Below are 16,928 nucleotides of genomic sequence, written 5' to 3' on the forward strand. Positions count from 1 at the left end.
TAGGTAATATCACATAAGGCGATTACTATGAATAACAACAAAATCAACAACATTGTAATTGTAGGCGGCGGTACATCGGGTTGGATGACAGCGGCCATGCTGACTCGGCTTTTTAAGTCACAGCTCAACATCACCTTAATTGAATCAGAGGACATTGGCACCATAGGCGTTGGTGAAGCGACAATTCCTCCGCTGCAAATTTTTAATAGTGTGCTGGGCATTAAAGAAACTGATTTTATTAAACACACCCAAGCCACCTTTAAATTGGGTATTGAATTTGAAAACTGGGGCAAGCAACAACAAAGTTATATGCATGCCTTTGGCGACGTAGGTAAAGACATTGGCTTTACTCAATTTCATCATTACTGGCTAAAATCAAACCCGTTAGACAATAGCGACTTTTGGCAATACTCACTCAATTATCAGGCAGCTAAGGCCAATAAATTTACCGTCATGGACAAGGTTGCAGGCTCACCACTTGCTGGTATTACCCATGCCTATCATTTCGATGCCGGTCTTTACGCCTCATTACTGCGCCAATACAGCGAAAACCTCAACGTTAAACGGATTGAAGGATTAATTACCTCAACTCAATTGACCCCAAACGGTAATATTGAATCAGTCACATTAGAGGGTAATCAGTGTATTCGCGGCGACTTTTTTATCGATTGTTCTGGTTTTGCCGCACTACTTATTGAAAAAAAATTGCAGGTTGGCTTTGAAAATTGGCAGCATTGGTTACCCTGCGACAGTGCTTATGCGGTGCAATGTGAACGCACAGCAACAATCACCCCTTATACACGCTCAATTGCCCATGATGCAGGCTGGCAATGGCGTATCCCATTACAAACCCGTACAGGTAATGGCTTGGTTTATTGCAGTAAATTTATCTCCGATGACGATGCCAAAGCACTGTTATTGAACAATCTTGATGCTAAACCATTAACCGAACCTAGAAAGATTAACTTTAAAACCGGCCGACGTGAAAAGCAGTGGCACAAAAACTGTGTCGCGATTGGGTTATCAAGTGGATTTTTAGAGCCGCTGGAGTCCACCAGCCTGCATTTGGTTCAATCAGCCATTATTAGGTTAACAAAGCTATTTCCCCACAATGGCGTTCAACAAGCCAATATTGATGAGTTTAACCGCCAGTCACAAGCGGAATTTGAGCAAATTCGTGACTTTATCATTCTGCATTACCATCTGAATCAACGTGCAAATAATCGCGGTGAAGAGGCTGATTTATGGCAACAATGCCGCGAAATGGCCATCCCTGAATCACTGCAACGCAAAATAGATTTATTTACCGCAACCGGCACAGTGACACGCCATCAAGATGAGCTATTTACCGAAGCTGCTTGGGTTCAAGTGATGCTAGGTCAAGGTATTATGCCTAAAGACTTCAACCCACTGGCCAATAGTATTCAAGACCATGACTTGCAAGAGTTTCTGACTAATGTCAAAACCATCATAGGTCGAACTGTTGATGCAATGCCTGAACATGAGCATTTTATTAACAAGCTGTAAATAATGAGCAAAAAATTGTTGATTACAAAAATAACTAACCTCAACTCGAGTTAAGAGATGGGCTCAATAGGCTGAATTCAACAGATTTAGCTTATTTTTTAGCAAACTTGCTATTTGTTTTGAAAACAAGGTGCATTAACACGTCAATAGCTGGCCTATTGCACGTTAATGAAACGCAGTTAGCAAGACAAAGGGCTGTTTGGTAAGCGTTTATTATCCCGAGCTGAAGTTAACTAAAGACTAAATTTAATAAGGTACCCCATGGAATTAACTCGACACCAGCAGGCTTATTCTCTTATCACTGGCTTATTATTCAGTGCCACTGTGTTGTTCAGCGCTCATACTTTTGCAGACATCAGTCCAATAAAAATTGAATCGTTCAAAGTGGAGCCCGAGTCCTGGTGGGCTGGCATGCACAATAGCCAATTACAACTATTAGTGTACGGCAAAAACATAAGCAAATTTGACGTAAAGCTTATTCACGCCATCGATATAAATTTAGTCGATGTTAATGCCTCACAAAGCCAACATCACTTATTTATCAACTTAGATTTGACCAATGCACCGCCACAAACCTTAACGATTGGGCTTTATGATAATAATACGCTCATACAAAGCATTGAATACCCTATTTTAGCGCGAGAGAAAGAGTCTAAAAACCGTCAAGGTTTTAGCAATAAAGATGTAATTTACCTCATTACACCCGACCGTTTTGTTAACGGCAATTCGGAAAATGATAACCACCCTGACATGCTTGAACAGGTTAATCGAGCCGATAAAGATGGTCGCCATGGTGGTGACATTATGGGTATTCGTAAAGCACTGCCCTACTTGAAAGATTTAGGCGTCACCCAGCTTTGGATCAACCCACTACTTGAAAATAATCAACCGCAGTATTCTTATCATGGCTATTCTGCCACCAACTTTTACAAAATTGATCCACGCTTTGGCAGTAATGAAGAATATAAATCCTTAGTAGAAGAAGCCAACATTTTTGGCATTGGCATCATTAAAGATGTGGTGGTTAATCATATGGGTTCTGGCCATCAATGGATGAAGCCTAATGGCCTAGGTTTTCCCACCTCAAGCTGGATTAACGGCCAAGCTAAATGGCAGCAAGATGCTAAAAATATCACTTATACCAGCCACAAACGCACCACAGTACAAGACCCTTATGCAGTAGCATTAGACACCGCAGAGTTTGAAAACGGCTGGTTTACCGACACTATGCCTGATCTGGATCAGCGCGATCCCTATTTAGCTACCTATTTAATTCAAAACAGTATTTGGTGGGTGGAATATGCAGGCCTTAGCGGTATTCGTGAAGACACCTACTCCTACGCCGACAAAGCTTTTTTGGCAAAGTGGTCTAAAGCGGTAATGGATGAATATCCCAACTTTAATATCGTCGGTGAAGAATGGACCGCCAACCCCATCACGGTCAGTTATTGGCAAGCAGGCAAAAACAATAAAGACGGTTATCAATCATATTCACCAAGCATGATGGATTTCCCTTTGTATGAAAAAATCATTTCAAGTTTAAACGAAAAAGAAGATTGGGGGACTGGGTTAATAAACTTATATGAAATGCTCGCCAATGATGTGGTTTATGCCAACCCAACAAAGTTGGTGTTATTTGAGGGTAATCATGACACTAATCGTTTATACAGCTTGTTAAATGAAGACATGGCGTTATACAAAATGGCCATGGCATACGTGCTAACCAGTAACCGTATTCCACAAATTTTTTATGGTACTGAAGTGGCGATGACCAGCCCCACAAAAGACCGAAATGACGGCGCGGTTCGGGCTGATTTTCCAGGTGGTTGGAATGGTGATAACCGCAGCGTGTTAGAAAATACCAATCTCACCGCCACTCAAGTTGATGCACTTAACTTTACGCGAACATTGCTCAATTACCGTAAGCAGTCTGAAGCGATTACGGCAGGTAAACTCACTCATTATGCGCCCCAAGAGGGAGTTTATGTGCAATTTAGGCAAGCCGAAGATGAAACGTTAATGATCATTTATAACAAAAATGAGCAAGTGGTTGAATTAGAGTTAGCTCGATTTCAGTCAAGTATTACCGGTAATGAACCGAGTGCAGAACCTATCATCGCCAAAGATATTCTGACATCGCAATCGTATTCATTAGAACAAACCCTTAAATTAACGCAAAAAGGCGTCACTATTCTGCTACTTTCCAGTGGACAACATTAATCGTGACTGACACATGCCAGCATTTAAAATTAATAAATACGTTAACCAATAAGAATCCTAATATGAATTTAACGCCATTACCCTTAACTCTGTCTCGTGTATCCACTTTACTCATCCTCAGTGGTTGCTTAACGGCTTGCTCTGGTGACAAGCCTTCTGCAACAGGATCTATTATTGATACCACATCAGCACAAAATCAAAGTGCTGACATTGCCGCTGAACTGCCCCATAAAGCAGTGGTTTATCAAGTGTTCACCCGCCTATATGGCAATACCAACACAACCAACAAGCCTTGGGGTACTCTTGACGAAAACGGCGTGGGTAAATTTAGCGACTTCACCGATGTGGCATTACAAGACATTAAGTCGTTAGGCACAACCCATGTTTGGTATACAGGCGTTCCCCACCACGGAGTCATTACTGACTACACTGCAATAGGGATAGCAAACGATGACCCTGACGTAGTCAAAGGCCGTGCGGGATCGCCTTACGCAGTAAAAGATTATTACAATGTTAATCCTGATCTAGCCGATGACCCAGCCAACCGTTTAGCAGAGTTTGAATCGCTCATTGCCCGTACCCATCAACAAGGTATGAAGGTCATTATCGATATTGTACCTAACCATGTGGCGCGTAATTATCAATCATTATCCTCGCCCGCAGGTGTAGAAGATTTTGGCGCTCAAGATGATAAAACTCAAACCTACAGTAAAAATAACAACTTCTATTATGTCGTTGGCGAAAATTTTCAAGTCCCTGACCCAGCCAATGGATATCAACCATTAAATGGCGAAGTCAATCCACTGAGTGACGGGTTATTCAAAGAGTCTCCCGCCAAATGGACGGGTAATGGCTCGAGATTAGCCAAACCGGACGCTAATGACTGGTATGAAACAGTCAAAATTAATTATGGTGTTAAGCCCGATGGCAGCCATGACTTCCCTGCCTTGCCTAATGGCTTTGACACAAAATCAGCTGCTGAACATTATCTATTCTGGCAGTCGCAACCCAATAAGGACATTCCAGATTCATGGCGTCAGTTTGAGCACATCACTCAATATTGGTTAGCTAAAGGGGTTGATGGTTTTCGTTACGATATGGCCGAAATGGTGCCCGTAGAATTTTGGAGCTATCTCAACAGCCACATTAAACACACCAAAACCGATGCGTTTTTACTCGCCGAGGTGTATAACCCAAGTCTTTATCGCGCCTATATTCAACAAGGCAAAATGGACTATCTGTACGATAAAGTCGATTTATACGATACCCTCAAAAACATCATTCAAGACAAGGCTAGTACCGCACAAATTGCTATCGACCAGGCAAAAGTCGCCGACATTGAAGCCCATATGCTGCACTTTTTAGAAAACCACGATGAACAGCGGATTAACACTACTGACTTTGCGGGTTCTGCAGAAGCAGCCTTACCGGCTATGGTGGTTTCAACCTTAATTAGCCGCTCCCCCACTTTGCTTTATTTCGGACAAGATGTTGGCGAACAAGGCACAGAACACGCAGGCTTTGGTCAGCCGACTCGTACCAGTATTTTTGATTATATTGGCGTACCGGCGCATCAACGTTGGATGAATAACGGCAAATTTGATGGAGGACAATCAACAGCGCAAGAAAAAGCCCTGCGCCACTATTATCAACGGCTATTAAATTTAAGCCACACAGCAACAGCATTAAAAGGTGAGTATCAAGAGTTAGATACATATCAGCGCAAACTTAACGTGGTCGGATATGACGATAAAGTGTTTGCATTTAGCCGCTATAACCAGCAGCAGCAATTGATTATAGCAAGTAACTTTAGCCAGCATGAAGCCAAGCAATTTAGCCTTGAACTCCCCAAAAACCTTGTGCAAAAGTGGAACATTCATACTCACGTTAAGTTAACTGACTTACTGAGCGGATCGACAGATCAGCTAAAATTAACACCACAAAAGCAGGGTAATGCAACAATTAATATCAGCTTACAACCACTAGAGTCGGTTATATTGAGCGTTTCACCATAGGCATCTTTACTGTATCCCCTAGCTTGGCAAAACTGGCTGGGGGATGAAGTATTGATAAAATCAAAGGCGTATCTTGCTGCCGCAGATTGTGAGTTATTGGTCATAAGCATTATCGCAACATTTAACTTGCAGAATAAGCCACAACAATTTCTTTCAGCCTCTCGAACCCTACCGTACAGCTTAATATCTCTAAGACTAAGTCCACTAGCAGATTATTAGTCTATGCCCTAATTAGTCCATTTATAGAGCAATATTGTCACTTATTGCTATGCTTAACGAAACACAATAAAAATCATTGCAAGATAACTATTTTTATCGGTATCGACCCATAGGGCGCTTATGGAATATAAAACTCAACACACCATTATATTGCTTTATGTTTTGGCTTTTATTTACAAAATCACTATTTATACTTTTGCTTGGCCAGCAGATTTAATTGAATTCGTCGCTGAAATTGCGATGCTGATCGCTTGTTTTGCGGTAATGTACTACATCAACCCTCTCAAAGTGTTTCCGAAAATATATTGGCTAATGCTGTTTGGTTCAGCCTTTTACAGCATGTCTGCATTTATGGATTTAACAGAAGAATTTTTTGTAGAAAGTACTGTTCGTAACAGTAACCTTGATGATTTTTTAAAAACCTCAGGCTTTATTCTTTTAAGCCTTGGGATCCATAGATGGATGAATTTACACCTGCAACTAATCAGCGAGTTAAAACGTAAAGCAGAAACGGATCAGTTAACCGGCCTGTTGAACCGTCGCGCATTTATCCAAAGAATAACAGGCATATTTAAGCCTAAAGAGTCAGAAGGTCGTGCTTTTTTGTTACTCGATATCGATCATTTTAAAGCAATAAATGACAATTACGGTCATGCATGTGGCGATCAAGTATTAACCGCTGCGGCAAAGTCATTAAAATCTCAAGTACGAAAAGACGATATTTTAGCCCGTTGGGGGGGAGAAGAATTTCTGTTTTTCCTCGCTAATGTGACCAAGGATGAAGCCATTGCTATCGCAAATTCATTGAGGCAACACATCGCACAACTGACATTTGAATGTAATAACGAAGCCATTCAGTGCACTACAAGTATCGGCATTTACCATGCTTTTAGCTCAAGTGGCCTTGAAAAAGAAATTGACAGTGCGGATCAGGCCTTATACAAAGCTAAGTCAAATGGGCGTAATTGCGTTGTGTTATACGAGTAACAAAATCCCTTTTTATTCTGATAAATACCTTTCACAAGCAGCTTAAATCGTTTTTCGCCCATTTCGATAAAACATCCCCTTAAATCAATTTAACGTTACAGCCGTTAGTAAAACTGAGATAATGGGATGAGGATTTATTACCTTTATGCTACCCCTAATAGTGCGCATAGCCTTCATAACTTATCGGTGTTTTTTGCGTCTTTTTATTTCAACAGGATATTTTCATGCGCGCCTTTGTTTTACGAGCCAGAGCGGCTCCCGTCGACAGCAAACTTTTTCTAGCAGGCATTGGCCAAGAAGCCCACACCGAGATTTTAGCCCACGTACTAATGAACACGATTTTTGTGGCGCAATCATACCGCGACGATGTAGTGGTGCATTTGGTGCTTGAAAGCACTAATGACTTTTCCCGCACCATCAGTTTTACCTCAAGCGAACTGCGCAATATTGGCGGCTTTCATGAACAAAATCTCACCGCTAAAATCGCCAAAGCGTTAGATGCCTCTAAAGGCATGAGTAAAGAGCAGTCCCGTGTCGTTGAATCTGGTATTACTGTGCGCACTGTCAGTTTTGAAAAGTTAATCCAAGAGTTAGCTGAACATTATCAGCTGTATATGTTGGAGAAAAAAGGCACCCCAGTACGGGAAGTCGAGTTTGCTCATAATGTGTGTTTTCTACTCACCGATCATATTCCTATGCCTAAAAAGAGCTTTAATAGCTTGAAGCGTCTTGGTACTCGACATATCAATTTAGGCCCTAAAATGCTGTTTGCATCTCAGTGTGTGTTATTAATTCACAATGAGTTAGACATGAGATTGTAATGGATATTGGCTAAGGCAGAAATCTTGTTATGCCATATTCAATGACTTGCCGTAGGGATGTTTTGCATGACAACAATGTCCTGTTAGCATAACGGTGACATAGCTATGATTAGTCCACAACCACCATCAAATGGTGGTTTTTTATTTCTTAATAAACATCTACAAGGGCTTTCTAAAATATTCCTTCCACCGCCAAATGTACCAGCTGCATTTTTATAAAAACAAATCATATCCTCAGATAAAAATTAACATACAGGTTTCACATTAACTTACTCTCATTGAGCCGAGAGGTAATACGCTGCGCCATGCTAGAGCACGCTTTACCGGCCTTGTAAGAGTCGCTGGCGAGTGCCCTATTTATCATCACAGCAATACAAAAGACATTCGCCGCCTTTTAAAAGGCGCTATCAGAACAGAGGCTTAGCCGACGTTGTCTATTAAAAAACTACCATAAAAAATAAATTCCTCTAGTCTTTTATGTGATGTGAAAGTTACCGACTAAAATTGACGTGGTATAGACCCTGCCCTATAAGTCATCTATACCTTACAAATCACATAATCACATAATCGATTTTCAGCTATAAAGGAATAGTACGATGAGCATGATGAAAGAATTTAAAGATTTTGCAGTAAAAGGCAATGTAGTTGATATGGCTGTTGGTATTGTCATAGGCGCGTCTTTTGGCAAGATTGTCACTGCATTAGTTGCGGGGGTTATTATGCCTCCGATAGGCGTGTTATTAGGTGGAGTAAATTTTACTGATTTAGCCATTGTGGTAAAAGATGCGGTTGGTGATGCGCCAGCGGTGGTGATAAGTTATGGGGCTTTCATCCAAACCGTTATTGATTTTACTCTCATTGCATTGGCAATATTTGTGATTGTAAAAGGCATTAACAAATTAAAGAAAAAAGAACAGGCAGAACCTAAAGCACCACCAGCCCCCAATGCACAGGAAATATTACTAACGGAAATACGTGATTTATTAAAAGCTAAATCATGATGATTCCTGCTAGCTAAAAATGATCGCAATCGATGCCACCCCTTTGATTCTTACATTGTTAAGCATTGTAAAATAGCGCTCATTGCAAGCTCCCTCGATTACGGAAAAAGGTGGCTAATACTGATTAGCCACTGAAATTTAATCCAGTTAAGTTCATCTATTTTTCTGTGAACCAAATTGACTTGATATTGTCATCAAAAGCAGAATTTTATCTTATTGTTAATATTACATTATTTATATTAATGTGATCTCAAACACAAATTCTAAATACGAATAGTTTGCATTATTCATATCAATTGGTAGAATCCGTGTAATTTCCACTTTTACTATTAATTGAGATGAAAATAATGAAGAAAACAATACTTGCCACAGCATTATTGGGCATGTTTGCAAGCCACTCTGCCGTTGCGTCACAAGAGACTCAAGAGCTACGTAAAATTATTGAACAGCAGCAAAAAGTATTAAAAGACTTAGAAAAACGCCTTGAACAGACAGAACAACGTGTGGAAAAAACCGCTGATGTTGTTGAATCTACTGCATCAAGCAAATCTGCCACCACTATCGGTGGTTATGGTGAATTGCACTACAACAACATCTCTAACAATCTGAATAACACCGATAAGAAAGAATTCGATTTCCACCGTTTCGTATTATTTGTGGGTCATGAATTTAACAGCACAACACGTTTCTTCTCTGAATTAGAAGTTGAGCATTCAATTGCTGGTGAAGGCAAAAAAGGCGAAGTGGAATTAGAGCAAGCTTATATCGAACATGACTTTAATAACATGTTCACCGGTAAAGCGGGTCTATTCCTGATGCCAGTGGGTATCATCAACGAAACTCACGAACCGACAACTTTTTACGGTGTTGAGCGTAACCCTGTTGAAAAAGACATCATCCCAGCAACGTGGTGGGAAGGTGGTCTTAACTTAAATATTAAAGCAGCTCCTGGCATTACGTTTGATACCGCTGTGACTTCAGGTCTTTATCTAAGCCAAGATTCAGGTTATAAAATCCGTAACGGTCGCCAAAAAGTCTCTGAAGCCAAAGGCGAAGATTTAGCTTATACCGGCCGTGTTAAGTACACTGCGGTGCCAGGTCTTGAGCTTGCAGCGACGGTACAATATCAATCAGATTTAACCCAGGGTGAAGCCAGCGTTGATACTGCATCAGCGACATTAATGACAGCTCATGCTATCTACAACATCGAAAACTTCTCTGTTAAAGCGCTTTACGCTCAGTGGAATATCGATGGTAAAGAAGCTGAAACCTTAGGCCGTGATAAGCAAAACGGCTTCTACATCGAGCCTTCTTATCGCATCAATGACCAGTTTGGCGTATTCGCTCGTTACAACGAGTGGGACAACAATGCGGGCGACGATGCAGACACTAAGAAAAAGCAAACTAACGTAGGTATTAACTACTGGTTACATGAAAACGTAGTCTTTAAAGCAGACTATGAAAACATCGGTGGCGCCGCTGATTCAGACGGCTTTAACTTAGGCGTTGGCTATCAATTCTAAGTAATTGAGTCTGTGGATATAAGCCTTTGGGCTTAATCACATAAAACACTTGGGGTGGCTATCAATTTTTCAGTATGATAGGCACCTTTGTTTTATGTGCCTTTTTAAATAGTGCCTAATTAAACCGATTCTAATTAGTCGACCCTAACTAAGAGCTCCATTGATTTATGAGATTACTTTACTGCATCGTACTTGGTATCAGTTTATTAATGCCTCAGGCTCAGGCCGAAACCACTCAATATTTATCTTCTCAGGATTTTATCAGACAGGCTTTTGCAGGCGAATTACCTAAAGCTAAGGTGTTTTGGCTTGATGATGAAGCCAAAGCGGCTATTGAAGATATTTTATCCCACAGTTTTAATAAAATGCGGGTGCGTTATTGGCAAAAAGATGACGCCAGTGTGTGGATTTTGGATGAAATTGGTAAAGAAGCCCTGATAACGGTAGGCATTCACGTCAAGGCTGCTGAGATAGCTCAGACAAAAGTGCTAGTTTACCGTGAAAGCCGCGGCGATGAGGTGCGCCATGATTTTTTTACCGACCAATTTAAGGCTGCCAAGCTTAATGCTGATAATAAGCTCGACAGGCATATTGATGGCATTACTGGGGCAACCTTGTCTGTACGCGCCTTAACCAAATTATCCCGTATTGCACTGTGGCTCGATGCCCATGTTAATAAAGCTGAGAATTAGTCCATAGCAATGACAGATATGACGAGCAAAGATAATGACAAAAAGTAGACGCCCAAACCAACAACTGAGACGCCAAGGGATTAAATATCAAATCCTCAGAGCACTGCGTCCTTGGCATCGTCGACTGGGTCTATTCAGTGGCTTGTTTATTCTATTATTAGCCCTCACAGGTGTGGCCATTAATCATAGCCAAGACTTCAACTTAGATACAGCCAAGGTGAAACAGGCTTGGTTGCTGGACTATTACGGCATCAATGCACCGCAACAAATAACGGTATTTTGCCTTGATTCGATTACAGGATCTGCTTCTGACGCCAATGTGACCGCTAATGCAGCATCGCCTTCCCAATGTAAAGGATTAGTGGCGGCTACAGACCGCCAACTCTGGCTGAAAGACAAACTTATTCTGGAAAGTCAGTTACCAATAATTGGTGCTACACAGGTTGGAAACTCCCTGGTGGCCGTTGATGCTAAGCATGTGTATTTGTTTTCAGCAGCAGGTGATCTTTACGAAACCCAAGGCCCAAGTACCGGACTTCCACAGGGCATATTGGCTCTGGCTAATACTGATGCTGGAGTATGGATAAATACTGCTAAAGGGCTGTTTTTAAGTGATGTCGATTTACTGGAATGGTCGCCACAACCAGCCAATGCTGATTTTGCTTGGTTAGCCCCAATGGCTAAAAATGAATTAGTGCCATCACAATGGCAAACTATCGAGCTCAATGCCCGTAGTGTTCACTTAACCTGGGAGCGAGTCATGTTAGACTTACATAGTGGCCGATTATTTGGTGCGTTAACAATCTGGTTGTGGGATTTATTCGCCCTCGCATTGTTGTTAGTTGCCAGCAGCGGTGTGTGGATTTGGGCAAAACAGCGCTAAAATCATCAACAATTTCCTGTCTTAAACGCTTGGATTCGACAATTCTTAGATTCTAAAACACATCAATTCAAAAACACTTAGAGTTAAAAATAGTTAGATCGAAAAATAATTGGGATCAAAAATAATTGCCGTCTCTGTCCGAGTGCCCCTACTCGTATGATTCGCATGGCTGCGTAAGCTTGATTAACGCTTTTAGCACCTGATTACTGCTCGCCATTTATGGTACTTAGCGATTTATATATCTTTAAACATTTAATGCCAGAATAAGGATTAAAATTGCCCCCTCTTCGAATAAAAAGATGATAAATTGAGTTACCACTACCAATATAAAATGATAAGTAACTAACGATAAGTAACTTAAGTGGCTGACATCAACATAAGAGTCATTTCACTAGACGTCAGATAATTACTTTACAGTCAAAATGTAGGCAATTCAGGAGCGCATAACATTGAACCAATTAACTGAGCAACTTATAGATTGTCCCTACTGTGGTGAAGCTATTGACATTCTGATTGATTCATCCGACATGGGGCAAGAGTACATTGAAGATTGCCAGGTGTGTTGTAAACCCATTAATTTCCTGGTTTCTGAAAGCGTTAATGGCGAACTGACGGTTAATGTTTATGGTGAAGACGAAGCCTACTAATCATTGATTAAATGGCGATAATTTCGGCCTAATCCCAAAGCAATTCAAGTTTTTAAAAGTTTATTAAATACATATAATTGATTGTGATCAAATACATGCCACAGCCAGACTCGGTATCAACGCAATACCACCAATACTGGCTGTGAAACAATGATATCTAGTATACTAACCACAATTTAATAAATCGAAAAATCGTCGATGCGCAATACCCTAGGGGAAATAGCCCTTGCACTCAATCATCCAGGTACCCCTATGACACATAAACTCTCCCAGGACACTTCTGCAACTGCCGAGACCGTCAATACCATCGACGACCTCACTAAATTGGCTAACTATTCATTCATGGATACGCTCAACTGCGATCCTGACGCAAAAGAAAATGGCATCGACTATGCGCCGCGCCAAGTATTTAGCGGACACTACGTCACCGTTAAACCTACGCCTATCGAAAACCCCGAATATGTAGTGCATAGCAACAGCTTATTTGGAGATTTGGGTTTTGCTGACAGCATGGCGCAGTCAGCCGACTTTATGAATATGTTTTCCGGCGACCTCTCAAATGTGCCAGCACCCATGAGTAAACTTGGTTGGGCAAGTGGCTATGCTTTGTCTATCTTTGGCACTGAATACATTCAACAATGCCCGTTCAAAACCGGTAACGGCTATGGTGACGGCCGCGCTATGTCTGTATTTGAAGCTGTCATCAAGGGAAAACGCTGGGAAATGCAGCTTAAAGGTGGTGGTCGCACGCCATATTGTCGCGGTGCTGACGGTCGTGCAGTGTTACGTTCAAGTGTCCGTGAGTTTTTAGCACAGGAGCACATGCACGCGCTGGGTGTACCAACATCGCGCTCGCTAAGTTTGTATGTGTCGAAAACCGAGACGGTAAAACGGCCGTGGTACTCTGAAGGTTCGCGTTCGCAAGATCCTGACAGAATGATTACGGAGTCAGTTGCGATTTCAACGCGTGTGGCATCATCATTTATTCGAGTGGGGCAACTCGAGCTTTTCGGTCGCCGTGCCCGCAAACAAGAACACCCGCAAGCAATGGCTGAGCTTGAACAACTGGTATTGCACTTAATCGATCGTGAATACGCTGATGTTATCGACTCGCAGCTTAGTATCAACGACAAAGTATTGCTGCTAGCAAGCGAGTTCCGTCACCGCCTAACCTCATTGGTGGCAAACTGGATCCGCGTCGGCTATTGCCAAGGCAACTTTAATAGTGATAACTGCGCCGCCGGTGGTTTCACCCTCGACTACGGTCCTTTCGGGTTTTGCGATGAGTTCAATCCACATTATCAACCCTGGACAGGCGGCGGTCAGCACTTTGCATTTTTGAATCAAGGCGTGGCTGCAGAGCGTAATTTTCTGATGTTTTGCACGGCATTAAGCCCATTATTAGTCAGTACACCCGATGACTTAGAGCAACTCCAACAGTTAGTAAATGGCTTTTCGAGCGCAATGCAAACAAAAATGCAGCAGATGTGGGCCGCTAAACTTGGGCTTAACACATTCAATGCTTCGCTATTTACAGAGCTTGAAACGCTTATGGTGCAAACACCTGTTGATTACACCTTGTTCTTCCGCGAACTCTCAGCACTACCTGCCGATATTACCCCTCTGAAAAAAAGTTTTTACCAGGATCTACATCACGCTCCCGAAGGATTTGAGCAGCGCTGGTCAGCCTGGTTAAGCCAGTGGCAGTCATTACTGGGTTGCACAGCTGATTCGGATGTTGATGTGAGTTCTGGTGAAAGTGCAGATGCAAAAAACAATGTCAATTCAGCGCAGCCTCGCACCCGTGAAGAAATAACTAAGCAGATGACACTGGTTAACCCAAAATACACTCTGCGTGAATGGTTACTGGTGCCAGCATACACCCAAGCAAACGAAGGCAATTACTCACTAGTTAGAGAATTGCAGGCTGTGATGACTCAACCTTACGATGAGCTGCCTAAACAAGTGGAAGATAAGTTTTATCGACTTAAGGCATCTGAGTTTTTTGCGATCGGTGGCCTGTCGCACTTAAGTTGCTCATCGTAAGCCAAGGGGAGCTGGTCGATCAGGAATAAGCGCTGAATACGTATGCAGATCTTTGCGGTAAAATCGTAAAGCGTCATATATTGCTTGTTGCATAAATAAAATAATAAACAACAAGGATTTTGTATGGCGCACGCTTCTTTATCTGGCTCAACTAAATTACCTAAGCTCACTAAATTAACCCGCTTAGTTCATTCAACGGGATCAACTCACTCAACGGCCTCGACAGCAACAACTCACACTGCTGGCATAGCTAAATATGTAAGCTTTACACCTAGCGTAATTAGCTTGTCATGTGCTTTAGCAGTTTTCAGCTTGGCCATTCCAAACATGGCGCAAGCTGAAACAGTAAACGTCATCTCCCCTGATAAACACATTTCAGTCAGTTTGACAGACGACAATGGCCGTCCTGAATACCAAGTTAAATTTAACGGTAACCCCGTGGTTAACCCAAGCAAACTGGGCTTGGTATTCCAGCAGCTAGGTGAGTTTGGCATTGATTTCAGCATTAAAGAGGTTAAAAGTAACAGTGTTGATCAAACCTGGCAGCTACCTTGGGGCGAGCGTAAAAATGTGCGTGACCATTACAATCGTATTGTCGCGACGCTCAGTAATGGCAAAGTCGACTTTGATATTGAATTTAAAGCCTTTAACGACGGTATTGGTTTTCGCTACATAGTGCCAAAACAAGCTGGACTGGCTAAAACACCCAAGCTGGATATTACTGACGAATTAACTGAATTTGCCATACCCGATCCGCAACTCACTACCGCATGGTGGATCCCCGGTCGGGGTTGGAACCGTTACGAGTATTTATACCGCACTACCTCGCTGGATAAAATCGATAGAGCCCACACTCCAATGACGTTTAGAACAGCTGACGGCGTGCATTTAAGCATCCATGAAGCCGCCCTCACCGACTATGCGGCTATGGTACTTAATCAAGGTCGTGATGGTATTTTACGCGCAGATTTAACCCCCTGGTCCGACGGTATTCGGGTTAAAACCCAGCCTGGTTTTTCAACACCCTGGCGTACTATTCAAATAGCTAAAGATGCCCCAGGGCTACTAAACTCAGACATTATTATTAACCTCAACGAGCCGAATAAACTCGGTGATATCTCTTGGGTGCAACCGGGTAAATACGTGGGTATTTGGTGGGGAATGCACTTAAATGAGAACACTTGGGGCAGCGGGCCTAAACATGGCGCAACCACTAGTGAAACTAAGCGATACATGGACTTTGCCGCCAAGTATGGTTTTGATGGCGTATTGGTTGAAGGTTGGAATGAAGGCTGGGACGGCAGTTGGTTCGATAACGGCGATGTATTCAGTTTTACTAAAGCCTACCCTGATTTTGACTTAGATGTGATTAGCCAATATGGCAAAAGTAAAAATGTACGCTTGATTGGCCACCATGAAACCTCAGGTTCAGTCACCAATTATCGCAAGCAAATGAGCGATGCCTACGACTTATATAAAAAGCATGGCGTAACCCAAATTAAAACCGGTTATGTTGCCGATGGCGGTGATATTAAACGGGTTGATGAACACGGTATTACCCGCCATGAATGGCACGATGGCCAATTTATGGTTAATGAATACCTGCACAGTGTCACCGAAGCGGCTAAGCGCGGTATTAGTATTAATACCCATGAACCGATTAAAGATACCGGACTTCGCCGCACATATCCAAACTGGATAGCCCGTGAAGGCGCACGTGGTCAAGAATTTAATGCATGGGGTTCACCGCCTAATAACCCAGAACACACTGCAATTTTACCTTACACTCGCATGTTGTCTGGCCCAATGGACTTTACCCCAGGCATATTCAATCTTGCGCCTGCTGGCTTAGATGCGGTTAATCGAGTGCAAACAACCTTAATGAAGCAGTTGGCGCTTTATGTGGTGCTTTATAGCCCTATTCAAATGGCTGCCGACTTACCACGCAACTATGTTGAGCGTTTAGATGCATTTCAATTTATTTTAGATGTGCCAACCGATTGGAGCGAATCAAAAGCCCTTGCCGGTGAAGTGGGTGACTTTGTGGTTTTTGCACGTAAATCACGTAAAAATGATGATTGGTTTATCGGTGGATTAACCGATGAAACCCCACGCAGTGTCGATATTGCTTTAGACTTTTTAACTGCAAATTCGCAATACCAGGCACAAATTTATCGTGATGGTGACAAGGCTGATTGGTTAACTAACCCATACGACTATGTTATTGAACAAAAAGTGGTTTCAGCTAAAGACACGCTGACGTTAAGGATGGCCGCTAGTGGCGGTACAGCGATTAGATTTAAATTAATTAAATAGCATAGACTTGCTAAAGAGTATTGGCTTGAGT

General features: G+C 42.2%; 12 protein-coding genes. All 12 read left to right on the plus strand.

Features of this window, described 5'->3' with window-relative positions; genetic code table 11:
- Nucleotides 1-27 precede the first annotated feature (27 nt).
- Nucleotides 28-1,527, plus strand: coding sequence for a tryptophan halogenase family protein (locus ACRWQM_RS09800; RefSeq protein ID WP_434929846.1), 1,500 nt, complete (start codon nt 28-30; stop codon nt 1,525-1,527).
- Nucleotides 1,528-1,788: 261 nt separating this feature from the next.
- Nucleotides 1,789-3,747 carry a glycoside hydrolase family 13 protein gene (locus tag ACRWQM_RS09805; RefSeq protein WP_434929847.1) on the plus strand — a complete coding sequence of 653 codons (1,959 nt, stop codon included), beginning with the start codon at nt 1,789-1,791 and terminating at the stop codon, nt 3,745-3,747.
- Nucleotides 3,748-3,809: 62 nt separating this feature from the next.
- A complete protein-coding gene (locus ACRWQM_RS09810) occupies nt 3,810-5,762 on the plus strand; it encodes an alpha-amylase family glycosyl hydrolase (RefSeq protein WP_434929848.1) in 1,953 nt (650 codons plus the stop codon).
- Between the two features lie 339 nt (nt 5,763-6,101).
- Complete coding sequence (locus ACRWQM_RS09815) at nt 6,102-6,968, plus strand: GGDEF domain-containing protein (RefSeq protein ID WP_434929849.1); 867 nt, start codon at nt 6,102-6,104, stop codon at nt 6,966-6,968.
- Nucleotides 6,969-7,192: 224 nt separating this feature from the next.
- Nucleotides 7,193-7,789, plus strand: coding sequence for a tRNA (pseudouridine(54)-N(1))-methyltransferase TrmY (gene trmY / locus ACRWQM_RS09820; RefSeq protein ID WP_434929850.1), 597 nt, complete (start codon nt 7,193-7,195; stop codon nt 7,787-7,789).
- Between the two features lie 596 nt (nt 7,790-8,385).
- Nucleotides 8,386-8,790 (plus strand): large-conductance mechanosensitive channel protein MscL, encoded by a 405-nt coding sequence (gene mscL / locus ACRWQM_RS09825; RefSeq protein WP_434929851.1) that lies wholly within the window; start codon nt 8,386-8,388, stop codon nt 8,788-8,790.
- 347 nt (nt 8,791-9,137) lie between these two features.
- Entirely contained in the window at nt 9,138-10,313 is a 1,176-nt protein-coding gene (locus tag ACRWQM_RS09830; protein WP_434929852.1) for a porin, read from the plus strand.
- Nucleotides 10,314-10,522: 209 nt separating this feature from the next.
- Complete coding sequence (locus tag ACRWQM_RS09835) at nt 10,523-11,005, plus strand: FMN-binding protein (protein WP_434929027.1); 483 nt, start codon at nt 10,523-10,525, stop codon at nt 11,003-11,005.
- Between the two features lie 34 nt (nt 11,006-11,039).
- Complete coding sequence (locus tag ACRWQM_RS09840) at nt 11,040-11,888, plus strand: PepSY domain-containing protein (RefSeq protein WP_434929853.1); 849 nt, start codon at nt 11,040-11,042, stop codon at nt 11,886-11,888.
- Between the two features lie 449 nt (nt 11,889-12,337).
- Nucleotides 12,338-12,535 (plus strand): CPXCG motif-containing cysteine-rich protein, encoded by a 198-nt coding sequence (locus ACRWQM_RS09845; RefSeq protein WP_434929854.1) that lies wholly within the window; start codon nt 12,338-12,340, stop codon nt 12,533-12,535.
- A gap of 252 nt (nt 12,536-12,787) precedes the next feature.
- Nucleotides 12,788-14,581, plus strand: coding sequence for a protein adenylyltransferase SelO (locus tag ACRWQM_RS09850; RefSeq protein ID WP_434929855.1), 1,794 nt, complete (start codon nt 12,788-12,790; stop codon nt 14,579-14,581).
- Nucleotides 14,582-14,908: 327 nt separating this feature from the next.
- A complete protein-coding gene (locus tag ACRWQM_RS09855) occupies nt 14,909-16,897 on the plus strand; it encodes a glycoside hydrolase family 97 protein (RefSeq protein WP_434932018.1) in 1,989 nt (662 codons plus the stop codon).
- Nucleotides 16,898-16,928: the final 31 nt, after the last annotated feature.

This window comes from Shewanella sp. HL-SH5, from assembly GCF_051163755.1.
GTDB classification, from domain to species: Bacteria; Pseudomonadota; Gammaproteobacteria; order Enterobacterales; family Shewanellaceae; genus Shewanella; species Shewanella glacialimarina.

What these genes read in the sequence shown, in the direction of transcription:
- ACRWQM_RS09800 (WP_434929846.1), top strand. Translation starts at nt 28, where the DNA reads ATGAATAACAACAAAATCAACAACATTGTAATTGTAGGCGGCGGTACA.
- ACRWQM_RS09835 (WP_434929027.1), top strand. Translation starts at nt 10,523, where the DNA reads ATGCCTCAGGCTCAGGCCGAAACCACTCAATATTTATCTTCTCAGGAT.
- ACRWQM_RS09850 (WP_434929855.1), top strand. Translation starts at nt 12,788, where the DNA reads ATGACACATAAACTCTCCCAGGACACTTCTGCAACTGCCGAGACCGTC.
- ACRWQM_RS09805 (WP_434929847.1), top strand. Translation starts at nt 1,789, where the DNA reads ATGGAATTAACTCGACACCAGCAGGCTTATTCTCTTATCACTGGCTTA.
- trmY (WP_434929850.1), top strand. Translation starts at nt 7,193, where the DNA reads ATGCGCGCCTTTGTTTTACGAGCCAGAGCGGCTCCCGTCGACAGCAAA.
- ACRWQM_RS09815 (WP_434929849.1), top strand. Translation starts at nt 6,102, where the DNA reads ATGGAATATAAAACTCAACACACCATTATATTGCTTTATGTTTTGGCT.
- ACRWQM_RS09840 (WP_434929853.1), top strand. Translation starts at nt 11,040, where the DNA reads ATGACAAAAAGTAGACGCCCAAACCAACAACTGAGACGCCAAGGGATT.
- ACRWQM_RS09810 (WP_434929848.1), top strand. Translation starts at nt 3,810, where the DNA reads ATGAATTTAACGCCATTACCCTTAACTCTGTCTCGTGTATCCACTTTA.
- mscL (WP_434929851.1), top strand. Translation starts at nt 8,386, where the DNA reads ATGAGCATGATGAAAGAATTTAAAGATTTTGCAGTAAAAGGCAATGTA.
- ACRWQM_RS09855 (WP_434932018.1), top strand. Translation starts at nt 14,909, where the DNA reads ATGGCGCAAGCTGAAACAGTAAACGTCATCTCCCCTGATAAACACATT.
- ACRWQM_RS09830 (WP_434929852.1), top strand. Translation starts at nt 9,138, where the DNA reads ATGAAGAAAACAATACTTGCCACAGCATTATTGGGCATGTTTGCAAGC.